The sequence below is a fragment of the [Limnothrix rosea] IAM M-220 genome (assembly GCF_001904615.1).
GTDB lineage: Bacteria > Cyanobacteriota > Cyanobacteriia > Cyanobacteriales > MRBY01 > MRBY01.
The window spans coordinates 35064-55275 of the sequence record NZ_MRBY01000002.1 but is presented as its reverse complement, the minus strand read 5'-3'; the positions used below and the strand labels follow the sequence as shown (position 1 = coordinate 55275).

18 protein-coding genes and 1 pseudogene are annotated in these 20212 nt (G+C 45.0%); 5 read left to right on the top strand and 14 right to left on the bottom strand.

The window, feature by feature from the left end; genetic code table 11:
* Positions 1 to 71 precede the first annotated feature (71 nt).
* The 3 genes from NIES208_RS01575 to NIES208_RS01565 all read right to left on the bottom strand — a co-directional run bounded on the left by NIES208_RS01575 (position 72) and on the right by NIES208_RS01565 (position 3141).
* Positions 72 to 791, bottom strand: coding sequence for a mechanosensitive ion channel family protein (locus NIES208_RS01575; protein WP_235641323.1), 720 nt, complete (start codon positions 789 to 791; stop codon positions 72 to 74).
* Between the two features lie 352 nt (positions 792 to 1143).
* Positions 1144 to 1890 (bottom strand): DsbA family protein, encoded by a 747-nt coding sequence (locus NIES208_RS01570; protein ID WP_225875227.1) that lies wholly within the window; start codon positions 1888 to 1890, stop codon positions 1144 to 1146.
* Positions 1891 to 1998: 108 nt separating this feature from the next.
* On the bottom strand, positions 1999 to 3141 hold the full coding sequence (locus NIES208_RS01565; RefSeq protein WP_075889025.1) for a pyridoxal-phosphate-dependent aminotransferase family protein: 1143 nt from the start codon (positions 3139 to 3141) through the stop codon (positions 1999 to 2001).
* A 207-nt stretch (positions 3142 to 3348) separates the two neighbouring features.
* On the opposite strand from NIES208_RS01565, the gene chlG reads away from it, so the two are divergent.
* Together chlG and NIES208_RS18790 are read left to right on the top strand one after the other, a co-directional pair.
* Positions 3349 to 4350, top strand: coding sequence for a chlorophyll synthase ChlG (chlG, locus tag NIES208_RS01560; RefSeq protein ID WP_075889023.1), 1002 nt, complete (start codon positions 3349 to 3351; stop codon positions 4348 to 4350).
* Positions 4351 to 4424: 74 nt separating this feature from the next.
* A complete protein-coding gene (locus tag NIES208_RS18790; protein WP_171971687.1) occupies positions 4425 to 4571 on the top strand; it encodes a hypothetical protein in 147 nt (48 codons plus the stop codon).
* A gap of 44 nt (positions 4572 to 4615) precedes the next feature.
* Here the strand turns inward: NIES208_RS18790 and NIES208_RS19855 are convergent.
* Positions 4616 to 4690 (bottom strand): annotated as a pseudogene (locus NIES208_RS19855) (hypothetical protein); the annotation flags it as partial.
* A gap of 564 nt (positions 4691 to 5254) precedes the next feature.
* Between NIES208_RS19855 and NIES208_RS01550 the strand changes: the two are divergent.
* Both NIES208_RS01550 and NIES208_RS18445 read left to right on the top strand, forming a co-directional pair.
* On the top strand, positions 5255 to 6349 hold the full coding sequence (locus NIES208_RS01550; protein ID WP_075889019.1) for a YbaY family lipoprotein: 1095 nt from the start codon (positions 5255 to 5257) through the stop codon (positions 6347 to 6349).
* Positions 6350 to 6676: 327 nt separating this feature from the next.
* Positions 6677 to 7870, top strand: a complete 1194-nt coding sequence (locus NIES208_RS18445) for a hypothetical protein (RefSeq protein ID WP_139324956.1) — start codon at positions 6677 to 6679, stop codon at positions 7868 to 7870.
* Positions 7871 to 8209: 339 nt separating this feature from the next.
* Here the strand turns inward: NIES208_RS18445 and NIES208_RS01540 are convergent, their stop codons facing one another.
* The 5 genes from NIES208_RS01540 to NIES208_RS01520 all read right to left on the bottom strand — a co-directional run bounded on the left by NIES208_RS01540 (position 8210) and on the right by NIES208_RS01520 (position 14927).
* A complete protein-coding gene (locus tag NIES208_RS01540; RefSeq protein ID WP_075889015.1) occupies positions 8210 to 8758 on the bottom strand; it encodes a Uma2 family endonuclease in 549 nt (182 codons plus the stop codon).
* A 128-nt stretch (positions 8759 to 8886) separates the two neighbouring features.
* On the bottom strand, positions 8887 to 9978 hold the full coding sequence (locus tag NIES208_RS01535; RefSeq protein WP_075889013.1) for a hypothetical protein: 1092 nt from the start codon (positions 9976 to 9978) through the stop codon (positions 8887 to 8889).
* A 264-nt stretch (positions 9979 to 10242) separates the two neighbouring features.
* Positions 10243 to 10551, bottom strand: a complete 309-nt coding sequence (locus NIES208_RS01530; protein WP_075889011.1) for a type II toxin-antitoxin system YafQ family toxin — start codon at positions 10549 to 10551, stop codon at positions 10243 to 10245.
* 3 nt (positions 10552 to 10554) lie between these two features.
* Positions 10555 to 10815, bottom strand: coding sequence for a type II toxin-antitoxin system RelB/DinJ family antitoxin (locus NIES208_RS01525; protein WP_075889009.1), 261 nt, complete (start codon positions 10813 to 10815; stop codon positions 10555 to 10557).
* Between the two features lie 110 nt (positions 10816 to 10925).
* Positions 10926 to 14927 carry a magnesium chelatase subunit H gene (locus NIES208_RS01520; protein ID WP_075889007.1) on the bottom strand — a complete coding sequence of 1334 codons (4002 nt, stop codon included), beginning with the start codon at positions 14925 to 14927 and terminating at the stop codon, positions 10926 to 10928.
* A 340-nt stretch (positions 14928 to 15267) separates the two neighbouring features.
* Here NIES208_RS01520 and NIES208_RS01515 point away from each other — a divergent pair, with 340 nt between their 5' ends.
* Positions 15268 to 15945, top strand: a complete 678-nt coding sequence (locus tag NIES208_RS01515; protein WP_075889005.1) for an SAM-dependent methyltransferase — start codon at positions 15268 to 15270, stop codon at positions 15943 to 15945.
* Positions 15946 to 16110: 165 nt separating this feature from the next.
* Here the strand turns inward: NIES208_RS01515 and NIES208_RS01510 are convergent, their stop codons facing one another.
* The 5 genes from NIES208_RS01510 to xth form a co-directional block, all read right to left on the bottom strand.
* Entirely contained in the window at positions 16111 to 16416 is a 306-nt protein-coding gene (locus NIES208_RS01510; RefSeq protein WP_216349339.1) for a hypothetical protein, read from the bottom strand.
* A 226-nt stretch (positions 16417 to 16642) separates the two neighbouring features.
* On the bottom strand, positions 16643 to 16984 hold the full coding sequence (locus NIES208_RS01505; RefSeq protein ID WP_139324955.1) for a hypothetical protein: 342 nt from the start codon (positions 16982 to 16984) through the stop codon (positions 16643 to 16645).
* A gap of 125 nt (positions 16985 to 17109) precedes the next feature.
* Positions 17110 to 18345: a polymorphic toxin type 44 domain-containing protein gene (locus NIES208_RS01500; RefSeq protein ID WP_075888999.1), complete on the bottom strand. Its 1236-nt coding sequence runs from the start codon at positions 18343 to 18345 to the stop codon at positions 17110 to 17112.
* 111 nt (positions 18346 to 18456) lie between these two features.
* Positions 18457 to 19305, bottom strand: coding sequence for a dihydropteroate synthase (folP, locus tag NIES208_RS01495; RefSeq protein WP_075888997.1), 849 nt, complete (start codon positions 19303 to 19305; stop codon positions 18457 to 18459).
* Between the two features lie 52 nt (positions 19306 to 19357).
* On the bottom strand, positions 19358 to 20143 hold the full coding sequence (xth, locus tag NIES208_RS01490) for an exodeoxyribonuclease III (protein ID WP_075888995.1): 786 nt from the start codon (positions 20141 to 20143) through the stop codon (positions 19358 to 19360).
* Between the last annotated feature and the right edge of the window lie 69 nt (positions 20144 to 20212).

Sequence of the window (20212 nt, the reverse complement as noted above, 5' to 3'; positions counted from 1 at the left end):
TCCCCACACGGCTTTTTTCTGGTAGCCAATATGGGGATTCTGAAATGGCGGCGATCGCCACAGGTTTTAATCTAATTGTGGACTTGCTCTGATACCTGATTACCATTCTGCTCAGGCATATAGTCATCGTACTTATCTTGATTAAAATAGTAGAGAGTACGGATAGGGTACGGAATACTAATATCTGCCTGATCGAGGGCTTTTTTAATGCCTAAAATCGCCTTAGTTTGAGCTTGACGAACATTTTTCTGTTGAGGCTTAGTCCAGTAACGAACGATGAAATCGATGGAGCTATCCCCAAAATTCACCAGATCAATTTCAGGCTCAGGATCCGCAAGGACACCTTCCACCGAGCGAATCGTATCAAACAAAATATCCTTCGCAACAGGCAGCGGCGTATTGTAATCAACACCTACACCCAAGTCAGTACGCCTTGCATCGTAGCCAGTTTGTACCATCACCGCATCGGTAAAAACATCGGCATTGGGCAGTAAAACCTTTTCGCCTTGATAGCTACGAATATGAGTCGTACGGATATTAATACTTTGGATTACACCGTTATAACCATTGACAGAGATTTCATCACCAATACGGAACGGTTCTTCTACTAAAAGGATGATACCAGCCAAAAAGTTTTTCACAATATCTTGGAACGCAAAACCAACAGCAATGGAACCAATTCCAAGGGTGGCAACGATGTCTCCAAGTTTGAGGCCGGGGAAGGCAACGACACAGGCAAATAAGACACCAATAACCCAAATCCCAACATAACTTGCTTTATCTGCAAGCATTCGCAAAGACCTGTTTTTGACAGTTTTCCCTGCTATTTTGTGAACAATCTTTTGGGAAAACTCAGTCACATATCGAGTCAGAAAAATAATAATAATACCGCCCAGAAGTCCCGGTATTCTTTGGATTCCACCACTCAGTATTGCCTGAAGACTATTGATTATTGTGTCTGTAAACTGCCCCATAGTAATCTGCTTTACTACTACCTCATCTCGTATATTTCTTGCTTATAATACTATCTATAACCTCTAGTGCTTGACAATATGGCTAAAGAGATAAATTTGCTTTTGATGTGTATCTTCAAGCAGATTTCTTAAGGGGTATTGGTAATGGAAATTCAATCTGGCACTGAGATTATTCAGCGTCAGGAGTGGTCACAGTGGCTAATTGTGTTTCGTATTCTTGTAGCGTTAATGCGCCAGAAAATGTTTCCATTTTTCCGGTTTCTGTGGAGGCCAGAATAAAAAATGGTGTGCCGTTTAGTTGTAGTTGACGGGCAAGTTCAATGTCTTGTTCGATAGCTGGCTGGGCAGCGGTTTGGTCGGCTTTAAATTTATCTAGATCAAGCTCTAAATCTTGGGCAATTTCTTCATAGAGGCGATCGCCTAATTGCTGTTGATTTTCAAAAAGAGCATCGTGATACTCCCAGAATTTCCCCTGTTGTTGAGCCGCCCAAGACGCAGCAGCGGCGGGAGTCGCTTGGGGATGAATTTGCTGTAGAGGAAGATGTTTATAGGCTAGGGTCACAGTATCGCTGTGCTTATCCATAAATTGCTTAATCGTGCCGTGGGCACGGGCGCAAAACGGACATTCAAAATCTGAAAATTCCACCAATACAACCTTAAAATCTTCTGAACCCATCACTGGAGAATCACCAATAATCACTTGGGGATTTGTCGTGATCGTATTGCGGAATTCTTGAGCCGCGGCCTGTTGCTGTTGTTGCTGTTGCTGTTGCTGAGATTGTTGATACTGTTGCACCGCCTCAAGGATAGCTTCAGGATTATTGCGGATAATCTCTAGCACTTCCTCCTCCAGCTCTTTATCTACTTGCACATCGGCTTGGGCATCCTGGTCATTGCTACAGCTCCAGAGGGTCATGCTCAAAACGAAGACAGAAAAAAAGGCAAGTGTCCTCCGAGAAAAACCTTGCCGAGATAAAGATAGAAATGTCATTGGGATTATTTAGAACAAAAGATCGTTCCCAGTCTAGCTAAAGAGCACCTTCTTTAGGGCAGCGAGGAGCAGCATGACATTTTCCGCACGGGCATTATGACCCATCAGACCAACACGCCATACTTTGCCAGCGAGATCCCCTAGGCCGCCTGCAATTTCGATGTTGTAGTCTGCCATGAGTTGCTTTGCGACAGCCGCCCCATCAACGCCATCGGGAATACAAACGGTGGTGAGTGTGGGGAGGCGAATTTCTTTATCGACATAGCATTTCAGACCCATGTCTGCAAGGCCTTCCCAGAATAGGTTTGCCACATCTTGGTGACGCTGCCAGCGATTTTCGAGACCTTCTTCAACGACTAGCATTAAGGCTTCTCGCAACGCATAGTTCATATTGACCGGCGCAGTATGGTGATAAACCCGCTTACCTGTGCCCCAATATTTACTGATCATGGACATGTCCAAATACCAGTTTTTGACGGGGGTTTTGCGATTATTTAAGGCTTCAAGGGCGCGGGGGCCAAGGGTAAGAGGGCCAAGACCGGGAGGGCAAGCCAAAGCTTTTTGAGTGCCGCTGTAGGCCATATCGACACCCCACTCATCGAGGAAAAGGGGCACACCACTCAAACTGGTGACGGTATCGATGAGCAACATGGAGCCATGCTTTTGGCAGACTTCGCTCACGCCTTCGAGGGGCTGTCTTGCACCAGTGGAGGTTTCGGCATGGACAAGGCCTAGAACTTTAGGCTCGTGCTCTGCAACGGCGGCTGTAATTTCTTCGAGGGTAAAAGCTTTACCCCAATCTGTGGAGAAGGTGCGCACATCAGCGCCATAGCGACTCGCCATATCAACGAGACGGTGACCAAAATAACCATTAATGCCGATCAGCACAACATCGCCGGGTTCTACGGTATTGGCGAGGGTGGCTTCCATGGCGGCACTGCCTGTGCCACTGGCGGAAATGGTGAATTCGTTGGAGGTTTGCCAGGTGTAGCGGAGTAGGTCTTTGACTTCTTCCATGATCTCCAAGTATTTGGGATCGAGGTGGCCGATGGGGGGCATGGCTAGGGCGGCGAGAACTCTTGGGTGGGCATTGGATGGGCCGGGGCCTAGTAAAAGACGGGGTGGTAAGTCGAGTTGATCGACTTTTTTTAGATATTTTTCACTGACGGTGGGCATGGGCTAAAAGCTCTTTTTTAAAAGCAAACTGTAAAAAATTTAACGAGATTATTTTCCCACATCGGCGAAGCTCTCTCTTTAGAGATTGAATTACCGTAGTTTTTCTACAAAATCCCGGCGATCGCCTTGCTACAATAATTGCCTTAAGGCGCATTTTGCCTATTTTTTTACGTTTTATTTTTTACACCTCATCGATAATAAATCGCCATGACAGAAACGCCGAATCCAGAAAATATAACGACAGAGCAGGAGCAAGAAGAGCAAGGCTCTAAAGCTCGTCAGCTACTGGGGATGAAAGGAGCCGCCGATGGTGAAACATCCATCTGGAAAATCCGCCTCCAGCTCATGAAACCGATTACTTGGATTCCGCTCATTTGGGGTGTGGTCTGTGGTGCTGCCTCTTCGGGTGGTTATGTCTGGGGAGTGGAAGATTTTGCAATGGCGATGGCTTGTATGTTGTTGTCGGGGCCCCTTCTTACTGGTTATACCCAGACTATTAATGATTATTATGATCGCGAGATTGATGCGATCAATGAGCCGTATCGTCCGATTCCGTCTGGGGCGATTTCTGTGCCGCAGGTTGTCACTCAAATTGTGGTGCTGTTGGGTTCTGGGATTATCCTGAGTTATTTGCTTGATGTCTGGGCTGGTCATGATTTTCCCATCATGTTGGTCTTAACCTTGGGTGGTGCTTTTGTTGCATACATTTATTCTGCGCCGCCACTCAAACTCAAACAAAATGGTTGGCTTGGAAATTATGCTCTTGGTGCGAGCTATATTGCGCTGCCTTGGTGGGCTGGCCATGCGTTGTTTGGGACGCTTACGCCGACTGTGATGGTGGTGACGCTCATCTATAGTTTTGCGGGTCTTGGTATTGCGATTGTTAATGACTTTAAGAGTGTGGAAGGAGACGAAGAACTTGGTCTAAAGTCTCTACCTGTGATGTTTGGTGTGGGTACGGCGGCTTGGATTTGCGTCATTATGATCGATGTTTTCCAAATCGGCATTGCCGGTTATCTTGTCAGTATTCACCAGCAACTTTATGCGTCGATTCTTGTGCTTTTAGTCATTCCGCAAATTGTGTTTCAGGATATGTATTTTCTGCGTAATCCTTTAGAGAACGACGTGAAATATCAGGCGAGTGCGCAACCTTTTCTTGTTTTCGGCATGTTGGTTGCTGGTTTGGCGATGGGTCATGCTGGTATCTAGAAATTAGAGAAAAATCAAAAATACAAGATCCCCTTAAATCTCTCTTATTAAGGGGGACTTTTTTTTGATCTTTTTTGTGTTTAAAAACTTGTGGCGATCGCCTCTCTTTGAGTGACAAAATTGATCGAAACCCCTTCCCCTCTTCGAGTACTTTCCCCCAAGGAAGGATATTTTCTCCCAAGCCATTACACGGCGGCTTGGCGCGATCGCCGGAGCGATAAATATCCAAATCCGTCGCGGTGAATTGTAGTCGCAATGTCGTGGTCTGAAAAGCGAGAAAAAGTCCGAACACGCCAATAATTGCCCCGACCCAAATTTGGAGGAATAGGGCGATCGCCACCCCAGCCGCCACGAGGACGATGGTAATGTTAAAACTCGGTTTGAGTTCGACTACAGACTGGTCGGTCGCAGCAAATTTTTTAGGAGAAGATGCAGAAGTCATGGCAACTCAAAACGCTTGGGCACAATGGATCCAATTCTAACTTTATCCCTATCCCTTAAACAAACACGAAAAAAGATCCCCCAGTTTTCCCGGATGGTCGTGGGCGATCGCCGTGGTTTACCGATTGTAGAAACTGTATTGAATATTCGACGATTGGCAACAAAGATAGACGAGGGGAAGAAAATAAAGCCCAACCATTGCATCGCTTGATGAATGCTTCAGATTCACTGCGTCACCCGCTTCTGCCAATTCCAACTTATTCAATTCAGGTATGTCTTTAATTAAACAAACTGACAGAAAGGTAGGCTAAATGGTGTAATTGGTTACAAAAACAGCAACTGTCCTTAGGCATCCCTGAAGTGGCAGTAGATTGTTAATAGGGTCATCAAAGCTGTGATTTAACGGTTTGGTGTGGTTCGTCAGTCAATAGACAAAATGAAATTTTACAAGGAGTATTAAAGCGTGTTTTCTCAAATAGTCGGTGTCGGTTTAGCGGTAGCAACGGTTGGTATTTTGACGCCATTTGCGGCGATCGCCCAGCCAGAAACAGCCCAGTATGATTCAGTGGGTGTCCTTGGTGAACTAGCCCAGAAACCGAATATTGGCACTGTAATTCTTCCAGAGGGCACAATCGTTTTTTCCCAAACTAATCGTATTGCCGTGCGGGTGTACAACTCCAGCGGAGCAACCCGCCTTAATCTCTACAACAAGCAAACGGGCATGACAGAATTGCTCGGCGTTCCAGTCACGGTTCAGGCTACGAGCACAGGGGTCACCTATCGCCATAGCGGCAACCAGTCCGTTACGGTGGCGATCGCCAACTCAGGCGCACAAACGATCACGATCAATGGCACATCCCAGCAAACAAACCAAGCAGTCACAGGTACAATCTCTTACCTACCCCGCATCGCACTGCCGCCCAATGCCGTAGTTGAAGCGATCCTCGTCGAGGCCTCCACCAAAAAAGTGCTTTCCTCCCAGCAGATTGCTGCTAACGGGCGACAAATTCCTTTCCCCTTTACACTGCCCTACGATCCCGGCCAAATTAATCAACGCTCCTCCTATACAGTTCAGTCTCGCATCACAGTAGAAGGTGAAACACAGTTTGTTACTAGGGATCAGTTTTCGGTCATCACAAACAACAATCCAAGCACAGTCGCAGTTCGAGTCGAGCAACCAGCTCCGATGAAAGCAAATAATGCCACCACTGATGCAGCGATGTTGAAAAATACTGTATGGCAGCTAGAACAAATCATGTACCGCGACGGCCAGCAATTAGAAGCTAATAACCTTGGCGACTATACCGTTCAATTTATGGATGATGGTCAACTTGCCATCCGTGCCGACTGCAACCGAGCCTTGGGTCGTTTCACCGAAGCTGGTGATGATGGTTTGTCGATTAATCTAGGCCCTACAACCTTAGCTGCTTGTCCACCGGAGTCCATCGGCTCAGAATATCTCCGAGCGTTACAAGATTCAAGCGCCTATTTCTTTCAGGATGGCAAGCTGTTTATCGCCCTCAAATCTGGTGCTGGCATGATGCAGTTCTCTCAGTAATGTAAGTTCGGGTTAAGGATTTAGAGAAAAAGCTTTAGAGAAAAGGAGATTCATTGTGAACCAAAACCCTTTTTTTTGCGATGCGTAATTTATGGTCATTTCAAAAAACTATGGGATAACTAAAACCCTTGATCAGCCGGAGCTTTAGTGAGGAGATTTAGGGGGATCGAATGTTTCGAACTCAACTGAAAAGACCATAAAACGGCAGAGTAGGCTCTTTTTTTTACTTAGCCACTTCCTAAAACCTTGATTTTACAAAGGTTAAAAGTTAGTTGCACATGACGTTTTTTCTATAATATTTCCCCATCGCTAGCTCTCCTTCTCTCCGTGTCACCCACTCTCCCCCGTCTCCCCGTCAATATTTCAAGCCTTGCTTATCCCGAACTCAGGTCAAGTTTCGCTCATTACCACTACGGCTCCGGTGTTCGTAAAAGGGATGGCGATCGCCCAAAATCTCCTTCTCCACAGTTACCAAAAAGTCGGATATCAGAAATCAACTCTTCCCAAGAATCCTCACAAGGAGTTATTGCCCCAGCATCTTCATCTCAGACAGTAAGAAATCCTTTTGATGAAGACAATCCAGAAGTAACCATTCCCGAAAATCTTGCCTCAGAAACAAATCATCAACCCCTTACTAATCCTTTCGATGAAGAAGTTCCTTCTTTTCCCGGAGCTTCAGAAGAAAAGCCAGAGCTTGTTAATCCCTTCGATGAACCACTAGCAGAACCTAGAACGTTGACCAATCCTTTCGCAGAAATATCCACGACTCCGCTACCAGCGAATGAATCTACATCACGGCGATCACCCACAATAGAACCAAAGAACTGGCCTTCACTCTGGCAAGAATGGGTCACTATCAATGGTTTGTGTTATTTGATAATCAGTTGGATCATGCTGTCACAAGTTGACAAAGTATTCTTCGTCATCATCAGTGCAGTAGGAGTTGCATACCTACAAACCTGTGTCTTAGCGCGACGACTATCTAATCCTTGGTATTGGGGGGTCGCTACAGCGCTGGGTACTCTCCTACCTTTTGGCATGGTCTTTTCAGGCATAGCGCAATGGATTGTATTGCGTAAAGTAATTCCTAATGCCTCTCGCTGGCTCTACGTTCATTTAGGTGTTGGTATCATTAGCTTGACACTTTTCTTATTTAGAGGAAGTCTCAATTCAGGTGGTAGTTTATTTGTCGCAGGTCACCTCGCAACGAGTCTCAGTTGGGGGGTTTACATTGCAGCCACAGCGACAGTCCTGCACTACCTTTTCGGCAAATTACCAGAAGAGTTAACGCCACCATCTCCTAATTTTTTGCTGTCCCTGAAGACTTTGTTACTACGTCCCACGCTCCCTTTTGCCGTGCGTACAGGGCGATCCTTGGTTCCGGCTTCACAGTCAACATCTATAAACAGCAATCAGAATCAAGCATCAACAAGATTCAAAAGCTGGGATGAACGCCTAATAGACGGGGCAGAGAAATTAATTGCCCTGGTGATCGCCGCAATTACAAATGTCTTAAGCTAGTTTTAGAGACTATTGCCTTGCCTAAAGTCGCTCAAAAGTTAATGTCAGATAACAATAGCAAGATTCTCAAGAATGATTAGACAATCGCCTCCCTATTCACTAAGAACAGAAACGCCATCAAAAACGCTAGTGCTAGCGACAGCCATCTTTTTAACCAAAACTTTCTTCGATATAAACCTGAGGTAATGCCCGCAACCATAAACCAAAATCGTTAGGAACTGACCCTAGAATCCTAGCGTTGTTTTTAGTGTCATTCATGCATTTGTAGTATTTGCACAGACATTAAAAATGGGCGTTTCCCGAAACGCCCCTACACAAATTTGAAAATGTAAACGGCAATTAGTCGCCAAGCAATTTTTTGAGGCTGATTGTTATTTCAGGAAAAGCTAGAGGCTGAATTTCACCATCCGATACTGTTTGAATCTGTAAATAGCGATCGCCCTTTGGTTCACGCATCACAACCATTTGCTGCTGCGCCAAATCTAAAATCCAATATTCTGGAATTCCCGCTTGAGCATAGATTTCTGCCTTAACCGTGAAATCCTTTTGGAAACTCGTCTTGGCAACCTCTACTACCCAAAACAAATCCGCCGTTTCAGGATGCCGCTCATCATAATTTGACTCCGGTAAACGGGCGATCGCCATATCCGGTTCAGGCTCAGAATTCGCTAGCGTGATTGGCCCATTGAAACGCACATCAGCCAAACCATCGAGTAGAGATTGTAGATATCGAGTCCCCCGTTTCGCCGTGTTGTAGTGAATGGGCGTTTCTGGACTCATCGCAACAATATCCCCTGCCAAAAGCTCAACCCGACGATCCTCTAAAATTCCAGCCGCAACCATCCGATGATAATCCTCAACAGACCATTTCACAGAGGTTTGCAGCATTGTCTCTCTCGCAAAAAACTAATATGGCTCTATTGTAGATTCTCTCTCAAAAAATCAGGCGATCGCCCCCTATTCACTCAAAACAGCACGGCGATCGCCAAAAATTTGAAGATTAAAGAATTAACGTCTTATCGTTGCTCCACAACAAATTCAACTTCTTCCTTTTGGTCACCTAGCTCAGATATCACAGTAATCGAATACTGCTGACCGCTATTAATAATGGCCGGACGAGGTATTGCAATTTCAAATGTGCCCGTTTCATCTACCTGCGCTCGAGAGCGGTTGAGGAGAGTCGTTGCACTACCAATGCTCAAGAAACCACCAAGGACACTCGGTGCTTCCGAGACAACAGTAACTCTGACATCAGCATCGGGATTAGTTTGACCGACTAAAGTAAAACCATTATCAGAGCGAATCATGTCGCCATCTTCATGGCTGGTGATTTCAAGGCTTAAAGGCTCGACAGTTTCGGTGGTCTCAGTCAGTGCGGTTTCAGTACCAGTACTTGTGGTGACTTCTTGGGTAACTACTGCCGTATCACCCGTCGCCGCAGGATTTAACGCAAAAGGTGCATCAACCAAAGAGAAAACAACTTGTCCTGCTTTCTCTAGACGACCAATCACAATGCCTTCACTAACGCGATCGCCGCTGCCGACAGACATCGAGACGCGATAAATACCGGGCTGTTCTTCCGTTGCGTCTAGCGTTTTTAAAGTTTGACCATTTTGCAAAAGAAGAATATCCGCATCCGCATCCGGTGTGCCGCGTAGCTCAGCTCTGAAAGTATCACCTGTGGTGAGGGCAACATCTACCGCATTGTGGTACATCACCTCAATACCGAGGTCAACATCGACAACCTCAAAAGACCAAGCCGCACGATAACCCACCCCAGACGTAGAGGTAAACTGAACCTCAACTTTGTGCATTCCGGGCTCCAATGGCGTATCGGGCTTAAAGCCAAAGGTATTACCACCGACATCAATGAAACTTTCGTCCGTGACATCCACATCATCTAGCAGAATTTGGATCGAATCACTTTTAATGAGATTAGTATTGTCAAATTTCCAAGTGATAGAGCTGTCATTCGGCACATCAGTTCCCGAAGGTGTTGCGCTAGTGATTTGTTGGGCGATCGCCGCCGGAGTGAGGAAGAATGACGCAGAAAAAGTTGTGGCGCTAAGCAAAAAGCCGAGACTAAGTTTTGATAATGTATTTTTCATATGACCGTTGTGAAATGACCGGTGTGCTCTCGTTTAAATCAGTCGAGATATTCACAAGTCTAATCAGGAAACCGAGACAACATAGAAAAATAGACATAATTTCATCCTAAATCTATATACAGTTTGTCGTAGCTAGCCCCCGAAGCTCTACAACTATGTATAGTCTTGTATAAGACACTAACGATGGCGATCGCCTGAAATGGAAAAATCAATTCGCCTCTAAAAACAACCAAAGCTTTTAAATTTAAATTTGTCTGAAACCATCTAAAAAAGCTGCTGTTGGAATGTAGAGAAAATAACCTGAATAGCGAGGCGAGCGCCGATCCGCTTCAGGGATGAATTGATGATATTTTCTCCCTCCAGTTTATAAATTAATAACCAGTCTGGTTCAATATGACATTCCCGACGATCTTGATAGTTGCCAATTAATTTGTGATCACGATATTTATCATCTAAAGATTCACCTAGAATCAACAAATGAGCAATACGTTTAAACTTCTCTAAATTCTTTCCTCGTTTCTTCGCCCTTTTAACGTCTTTTTCAAAACGCTTCGTATAAACAGGCTGATACATTCATTAAATTCCTAACCTGCTGAACATATCATCTGCGTCTTCACACACCACTAAGTCGTCACCTCGGTCTGTCGCAGTAAAAGTCTCTAGAGTCTCCCCGTTACAGTCATCACTCTGAAACGGTAAACCATTGTGTTTTGCGATCTGCTCATAAAATAGGGCGATCGCCTGATCAACTGACAGACCTAAACAACCTAAGATTTTTTCGACATCTTGCTGCAAAGTTTCCTCAATATTGACTTCCACAGTGACGGGGTTATCCATAAATCATTCACCACTAAAAAGCTCAAGTTCATTTTAGCGTGGTGATTTCCATAGAAAAAAAGGTGGGACTAGCCCACCTAAGATCTTACTAAATTGTGATTATTGACTTCTTAACTGTCGATACCTTCGATGCGGTCTTCAACTTCTTGGTAAAGCTCTTGGAGACGCTCTAGGTTTTCATCGCTGGTTTCCCAGTAACCACGACCATTCACTTCGAGAAGAGTGCTAACCATGCGGCGGAAGGAGTTGGGGTTGAGATCCATTAGACGCTTACACATTTCCTCATCCTTGATGAAAGTGTCATTAGTATCTTCATAGACCCAGTTGTCTACCGCATCAGCAGTCGCCGACCAACCCATTGTGTTGACGAGGCGCTTAGAAAGTTCACGCACACCTTCATAACCGTGGGACAGCATTCCTTCATACCACTTGGGATTGAGGAGCTTCGTACGCGCATCCAGACGAACAGTCTCAGACAAAGTACGAACCTGAGCATTTGCAGTGGTTGTATCTGCGATAAAAGCAGCAGGTTTCTTACCATCATCTCGCAGTTGAGAAATCACCTTGGTAGGGTCAGAATCAAAGTAGTGAGACACGTCGGTCAAACTGATTTCAGAAGAATCAAGGTTTTGGAAGGAAACATCGGCAGTTTTGAGAGAAGCCTCAAATACCTTGCGGTTTTCGTCCATCACACCGGGGTTATCGGAGTTGAAAGCGAAGGACTTACGGTTTAGGTACATGTCCTGCAGCTCTTTCTCTTCTTCCCAAGAACTGTTTTCCACTGCCAAGTTGACGTTGGAAGAGTAGGAACCAGAAGCGTTGGAGAAGATGCGAGTTGCAGCCTGACGGATATTGATGCCCATTTCTTCTGCTTGCTCTTGGGCATGCTTGCGAACAAAGTTCATTTCGAGGGGCTCATCAGCTTCTGCCGCCATCTTCACTGCTTGGTCGAGCAAGTTCATTTGGTTAATGAAGAGGTCACGGAATACACCGGAACAGTTCACAACCACGTCAATCCGAGGACGACCTAACTCTTCTAGGGGGATTAGCTCAAGCTTATTCACACGACCGAGGGCATCAGGTACAGGGCGTGCACCAACCATCCACATAATCTGGGCAAGGGATTCACCGTAGGTTTTGATATTGTCAGTTCCCCAAAGAACACAGGCGATCGTCTCAGGGTACGCGCCATCGTTATCAAGCTTCTGACGGTCAATCAGGCGATCAACCACAACCTTTGCAGACTGGACTGCTGCCGCTGTGGGAATGGACTGGGGATCGAGGGCGTGAATGTTTTTACCGGTGGGTAGAACGTTGGGGTTACGAATGGGGTCACCACCGGGGCCGGGCAGCACGTATTCTCCTTCGAGGGCTTTCAAGAGACCAGCTAGCTCTTTGTCGGCGCAAACTTGCTCAAGGCAAAACTCTAGATAATCAAATAGAGGCTTGAGGGTTTCGTCGTCAATATTTGTATAACCCGCTTCGTGGAGGGATTCGAGCCAAGGGGTTTTCTTACCGAGGTTGAGGAAGTTTAGGCGGGCAACAAGGGAAACACGACCTTCATCATTGATTTGCTGCTCAACTAATGCGCGAACCGCAGCACGGCAAGCTTCGGTAATGTCTTGGAGTAGGTTGACATCTTCGAGGATACCTTTGTCGCTATTGCGGTAGATGTCCTCCATGTTGCGACCGATGCTATTGGCGATGATGCTCGGCAAGCCGAGGAAGCCTTCGTCTTCTTCGCGGTCAAGGCTCGCAATGTTTACGAGGGTGGCGATCGCCTCTTCAGCCGTAGGGGGCTTACCAATCACATGGAGACCACAAGGAAGTAAGCGGGACTCAATTTCGATGAGCTTACAATAGACGATGCCGACCATATTGTCGCGATCCTCTTTGCTCATATCCGCCGCATTGACATCGGGGATATCGATATCTTTATCAAGGTTGCAGACCCGCGCTTGATCCATAATCGTGTTGACGATTTGCACACCACGACCACCATCCTTGAGAGTTTGGTAGGACGCAATTAATTCACTCAGTTCCTTAAGACCCTTATAGAGACCCGCATTTTCGGCAGGAGGTGTCAAATAGGAAATGGTGTTCGCATAACTCCGACGTTTGGCGATCGTTGCCTCAGAAGGATTATTTGCCGCGTAGTAATAAATGTTGGGTGTATTGCCAATAAGATTGTCGGGATAACATTCCCCAGACATACCCATTTGCTTACCGGGCATAAATTCGAGGGAGCCGTGAGTACCGAAGTGAAGAACCGCATCAGCACCCCAAATTTTCTCGATGTAGGTGTAGTACGCCGCAAAACCATGGTGGGGAGACGCAGAGCGAGAGAACAGCAAACGCATTGGGTCGCCTTCATAACCGAATGTCGGCTGTACACCAACAAAGAGATTGCCAAAATGCTTACCGTAGATCAGTAAGTTTTGACCATCACTGTTCAATTCTCCCGGTGGGGGACCCCAGTTTTCTTCGAGACGGTGGGAGTAGGGCGTTAAGCGCTCGTATTCCTCCACACTCATGCGGTGGGCAATATTTAGCTCTGGCGAAGCATACTGTGCTTCCGCATCGTGAATGACAGATTCCAGCAGTTCTTTTGCAGTTTCGGGAATGTCTTGGACATCGTAACCGTTGTCACGCATGCCTTTCATCACTTCATGGATGGAGCCGAATACATCGAGATATGCTGCCGTACCAATATTTCCTTTATCGGGCGGGAAACTAAAGATGGTAATTGCGAGTTTCTTGTGGAGCTTCGGCTTCTTGCGGAGGTTTGCCCACTTTAATGCGCGAGAAGAAATTGCCTCAACGCGGTCTTGGAGGGTAATCGCCCGACCCGTCATACCATCACGACCGGACATCACAATCGGTTCAATCGCACCGTCCAGCTCAGGAATGGCAATTTGCAATGCCACTTGGATGGGGTGGAGACCAAGGTCACTTTCTTCCCACTCTTCTGTGGTTTGGAAAACCAAAGGCAGCGAAACCATATAAGGACGGTTTAGCTTTTTGAGGGATTCGATCGCTTTGGGGTGATCCTGACGAGCGGGACCACCGACGAGGGCAAAACCAGTGAGGGAAACAACGGCATCGACAAGGGGGAGTCTTTCTACACCTGCGACGGTGTCATCCCAGAAAAAGGCATCTACAGGCTTGGAGAAATCTAAACCGCCGGCAAAGACTGGAATTACCCGTGCGCCACTATATTCCAGCTCTTGGAGCATTGCCACATAGTGCGCGTCATCGCCAGTAACAAGGTGAGTGCGCTGCAGCACTAAACCAATACAGGGTGCTAAAGGATCTTTTAGATCATCATTAATGTCATCGCGCTCGTTGTACCACTGGAGATACTCTTTCGAGCTTTCGAACATCTTGGGAGCGAGGGGATGCCAAATACCCATGTCTGGATAAACGACAGGTTCTTCGTATTTGGTTTCACTACCTTCGTTTAACTTGCCTTCGAGGATGTACTTATCTGTCATCATCAGGAGGAAGTTTTCGAGGTTTTCGGGGGAGCCACCGAGCCAATATTGGAAGGACAACATGAAGTTGCGGGCATCTTGCGCCTTCTCAACGGGAAGATATTTTAAAACTTTTGGTAAGGTGCGGAGCAGCTTCAGCATGGCATCTTGGAAGGATGAGCCAGACTTTGCTTTACGCTTTTTCATGAACTCGCCGATCGCCGATTTTGACTGACCGAGCTGAGCCATGGAGAAGCTACCCATTTTATTGAGGCGCATCACCTCAGGCATAGAGGGAAAGACGATCGCCGCATTTAGGTTGTCACGGTGTGGAGTGACTGCTTCAACTACTTTTTGAGCTAAGTCTTCGATAAAAATCAAAGAGGCGATGAAGAGGTTTGCTTCTGCAATATCTCGTTTAAATTCGTCATAGTTTTCGGGATTACGTAATTCTTCGACGAGATAGCCGCTGATTTCGATAGCAATTTTGGGGTGGTTCGCGTTAATTGTTTTGACCGCAGCGGACAGAGCACTCTGATACTGAGACTCCAGCACGACATAGACCACCTTCACTAACGTACGACCATTGAGGTCATCAGGCTTGATATGGCGAATGGCGGACTTGACGTTAGTGAACATAAATGGCGATTCTCCTTTACTTAGGCAAGTAGATGGATATTGGAAAAAACCTAGACTAATTCTAGTTATGGATCATCTCATTTTATGAAGCTTAGATGATCATAAATTAGGCATTTAATGGTTTGGCTTTAGAAAGTTTTAGCAAAAAATACCTATTGACCCTGGGCACTTGCGGCATTCTGACACAATTTGATAAATCAAACTTAAATTTTCGTTATATAGCTTGACATTCTTGGTGGCGTTTGGCGGCTTTTGGTGAAGATTCTATGGGAGACTTGTGTCTTGTCCTAAAGACTGAGTCTTACAATAACGAGTCAATTTTAGATATCAAGCTGGAACGATGCGGTTAGAAGAAGTCATTCCGTGGGGACGAAATCTTAATGAATATCGGAGAATGTTTAGTCTGTCGGCAGCGAATTTAGAAAAATCGATTTTGGGTTGTAGTGATGGTCCCGCCAGTTTTAACGCGGAAATGACTCAACAAGGGCACTCGGTAATTTCTGTTGATCCGATTTATGAGTTTTCAGCGGAGCAGATTCGGCAGCGCATTGAGGCGATTTATGACACGGTTATCTCGCAAGTAAAAGCGCAATCGGAGCGGTTTGTTTGGAAAAATTTTGCGAATGCCGATGAGTTGGGGCAGTCAAGGTTACAAACGATGACCGCTTTTTTACGAGATTACGAACAGGGCAAATTAGAAGGGCGCTATCAACATCAAGCTTTGCCGAAACTAAATTTCGAGGATCAGCAATTCGAATTGTGTTTGTGCGCCAATTTTCTTTTTTTGTACTCGGATCGACTATCGCAAGTTTTTCATCTTGAGGCTTTGCGGGAATTGTTGCGGGTGGCGGCGGAGGTTCGGGTCTTTCCGTTGCTGGATCTGATGGGCGATCGCTCTCCCTATGTAGAGCCAGTAATTGAAAAGTTAGACGCACAAAATTTTAAGACTCGTATTAAAAAAGTCGATTACGAATTCCAGAGGGGCGGCAATGAAATGCTTGTGATTACATCTCTTTAGGTTTTTGGTCGCCAGATTACGTCACTGATTTTGCAGACATCGATCATTTTAGGGACATCATGAACTCGTAGGGTGTCAGTTCCAGAGGCGATCGCCTTCGAAATAAAAATGAGTAATCTCAAGCATCCTTTATTGCTCTCAAGCTTTCCAATGGAAGTGCGAAACTTAATTTCGATCTAGCGATACAAGAAACCATTTATCCTCCATTTCATCCATAGTGTAAGCACTAGGATAAATCTCAGGACGGGCATAGAGATAGTCTTCAGATTCTTGTGTTTCGGCGTACCAAATCTTGGCATAAATACTATCCACAGGCTGAAATTGAATGACTAGTGGGTCAATAGAAAAAATACCAACTCCCAATTTTGTATGAATCTCTTCATCAATGCCTACATCTAAACTAGAGAATAAGCATTTAGGTTTTCCACACTCTAAATTGTCCCGATAATTTTGTATCTCTTCTACCACCATGTCATATTCATCACGATTCTGCCGAAATGACTTTCTGGTATCACTCCAAGCCTGTACGTTAGCACAAGAGCTGACAAGTATTAGGGTCACAGAAAAGATAAATTTATCGCAGTTTGTTTTCATCTTTCAAGTATTTTGAATTTCTAAATTGTTTAGATAAACTACCTCTTTAGAGAAGACAAAAGCTCTTTTGATTATCTTGATGTAGTTGTTTTTTGAGAGAACATCAATTCCAATCTAGTCTCACAAGAAACCACTGTTCTTCCATCTCATACATGGTATATGCACTGGGATTAACTTCAGGAAGAGCATTTAGATAGTCTTCTGCTTCTTGTGTTTCGGCATACCAGATTTTCGCATAGATACTGTCCACAGGTTGGAATTGGATCACCAAAGGCTCAATAGAAAAAATGCCGACTCCTAAGCTTGAATGAATCTCTTCATCAATGCCCACATCTAAGCTAGAAAAAGAACATTCTGGTTCACTACAATCAAGATTATCTCGATAAGCTTGTACTTCCTCTACGACCATGTCGTACTTGTCACGCTCCTGTAGAAATGAGGCCATGGTATCTACTCGGGCTTTTGAGGTAGCGCAAGAGGTGATAAATAGTAAGAAGATGGGCAGGATTCGTTTGCCATACATTGTTTCGCTATTCTTATATTTCTAAGTCATTCAGGTCGATAAGCTTTTTAGAGGGAACAAATACCTTCTGGTGCATCTTGCTTTAATTCAGAATTAGGTGAGTATTTACGACGTCTTCTGACCATATTTAAGATAAATTCTCGCGAACTATCATCATTAATAAAGTTATCTAGGTAGCTATCATAGAGACGATCTGAGCCTAATGAGATTGATCCTGAGTCATCATCATTATCTAACCCAGCTATGCCCGCCTGCTGAAATCTATCGTAAATGTCTTTCAATGTTTTTAAAGTATTAGTGTTTGTAATCAGTTGTAGTAAAGCAGCCCAAGATTGCGCCAGATCTTGTGAAGTTATATTCACTGCCAAGTTTATTAACTCCTTAATATCTTGTTCAATAGCACTGAGAGAGTCATCACCAGCTTGAGCTAATGCTGCTCCTCCGAGTAACTCTTTATCTGTAAATCCAGCGACTTTACCAATGTATCCGTAATGCATGTTAGACCAAATGTCATTAAAGTATATTTTTCCTTTAGTCACATCAAGACTTGCTAAGCCCAAGGTAGGAAAGATTGATTGTTTGTGATCCCATTCTCCGTCCGGTCGAACAAGCAAAAACCAGTATGCGTAAGCAAGACCTTTGAGCAATATTTCAAAATCACTGCGGGTATCCAAATAAGGCTGCATTTTCTTTAAAGCAACCCCATCAAAATTCTTTTTTGCCATGCTATTTAGGTTTTTGATGATCAGAACATCCACCGAATTTCTATTGATCTCCATTTCTGAAGCAATATAGAAAATCGTGTCTGAAATATCTGCCGTCAAATACCAACGATAATTAAATGAAAAAGTTGCTGTTCGTATGCCGAACCTTGGGCCATCATCATCTGTTGCTTCATGAACAACTGGTCCAATCGCATTAGTTCCTGGTAATAAGTCTTCATTTGGTCTTTCAGGAATTGGGACTTGCACATTAAACGAGTAAAAAGTAGTGACTGGTCCGTATGGATTGACTGGATCTTCTTCTTCGACAGTTGCTTTAACAGTGTAAGGATATGAGTTTCCTAATTTAAAACCGAGGATTGGCTTTTGATAAATACATTTGTTGTATTCTTGAACTCCCCCATCTGTGTTCTTTGCTTTTACACCACCTCGAATCGCTTTCTCGGATTCAACTTGTGAAGTAAATCTCAAGTCAGGGCCTATATTTCCTACTATTTCTGTATTGAGCCAACGAATAGTCAAGATGGGATTATTTTGAATTACTGGTCGAGATGAAGGCATGAGCTACTCCTGTGTCTCTTTTATGGATGTGTTCAAAAAAACACTTTTTCTCTCCCAAGATAACACTATGTTTGTTGAGCTGGCATTCAGAGTGAAAAAATTTGTTAAAAGCTAGGTACTCTTAGGCCGCCAGATTGCGTCACTGATTTTGCACACATCGATCATTTCGGGGACATCATGGACTCGTAAAATGTCAGCTCCGAAGGCGATCGCCCCCGCACAGGCTGCGGCAGTGCCCCACACTCGTTCTTTGGGATCTTTTTTATCCAGAATGTAACCAATAAAGCTTTTGCGAGAAGGTCCCACGAGTAAGGGATAGCCTAGATCTCGGAAAACTTGTTGATGGCGGATGAGGTCGTAATTTTGCATGGCAGTTTTCGCAAAGCCGATCCCCGGATCGAGAATGATGTGGGAGTTTTTAATGCCCAGTTGCTTGGCGGCTTGGATGCGTTCCTCAAAAAATGCTTTTAAATCTGTAATCAAATCTTCGTAATCGGTCAATGTCTGCATTGTTTCCGGCGTGCCACGGATATGCATCAAAATAATTGGCGCGTCGAGGGCTTTGGCAACGAATAACATCTGCTCATCAAAAGTTGCCCCAGAGATATCGTTAATGATGTCTGCTCCGACGGCGATCGCCTGTTTTGCCACTTCAGCGCGAGTCGTATCAATGGAAATCACTGTGTTAAATCTTTGCCGTAACGCTTGGATAACGGGCACTGTCCGGTTAATCTCTTCTGCCACAGAAATTTGCGCTGCACCGGGACGGGTGGATTGTCCACCAATATCGAGAATATCGACACCTGCTGCCACCATTTTTGCCGCTTGGCTGAGGGCAGAATCAACAGAATTAAATTGCCCACCATCACTGAAACTGTCTGGGGTAACGTTTAAAATTCCCATCACATAGGTGCGATCGCCCCATTGAAATTCCTGATTTCGTAAACGCAAATTTTCCATTTCTACCTTTTCGTTTTAGGTGGGGGCTTAACATGTTAAACCCCCACGTTATCTACAGTTCAACGATGACAGGCGTATGGTCGCTAGGCTTTTCCCAACCCCGAGGTTCGCGGTCAATCCAGCAATTTTTCGCCGCTTCGTAAGATTTTGGCGTGAGATAAATATGGTCAATGCGCCAACCCCGATTTGTATTAAATGCCCGCGTCCGATAATCCCACCAGCTAAATTGGTCTTCGTCTTGATTTACTTTGCGAAAGACATCGGCAAAATCGCCCAATGCTAAAACCTCCCGCAACGTTTCTTTTTCTGGGACAGAATACATAATGTGATTTTCTTTTTTCGGCGCGTAAATATCCCGTTCCTCTAGGGCAATATTAAAATCACCGCAAATCAACATTTCTCGCCCTTCTGCAAGGAGGGTTTTCACGTAGGTTTTGAGTACTTCAAACCAACCTAATTTATATTCATACTTTTCGCTGCCCACGGACGAGCCATTCGGTACGTAGAGATTTAGCACCCGCAAATCCCCAATGACCCCTGTGATGACGCGCTTTTGTTCGTCAAAATCTCCGGCAACATCTTCCCCCACAATCGGTGCAAAGCCCATTGACACATTTTCTAAGGGTTCTCGGCTAAATAAAGACACGCCATTGTAGGATTTTTGGCCTGAAACGTAGGTGTGATAGCCAATCTCTTCAAAGGGTTTGCGGGGAAAGTCTGGCTCGATAACTTTGGTTTCCTGTAGGCAGAGAATATCAATCTCGTTTTTCTGGAGCCAGTTAACGGCGTGCTCTTTACGGGAGCGAATCGAGTTGACGTTCCAAGTGGCAATTTGCATCGTTTCCGGAAAATGGGACAGGTGATTAATTTACCGCAATTTGCTTCACGGCAAAGGAGAACGTTGTTT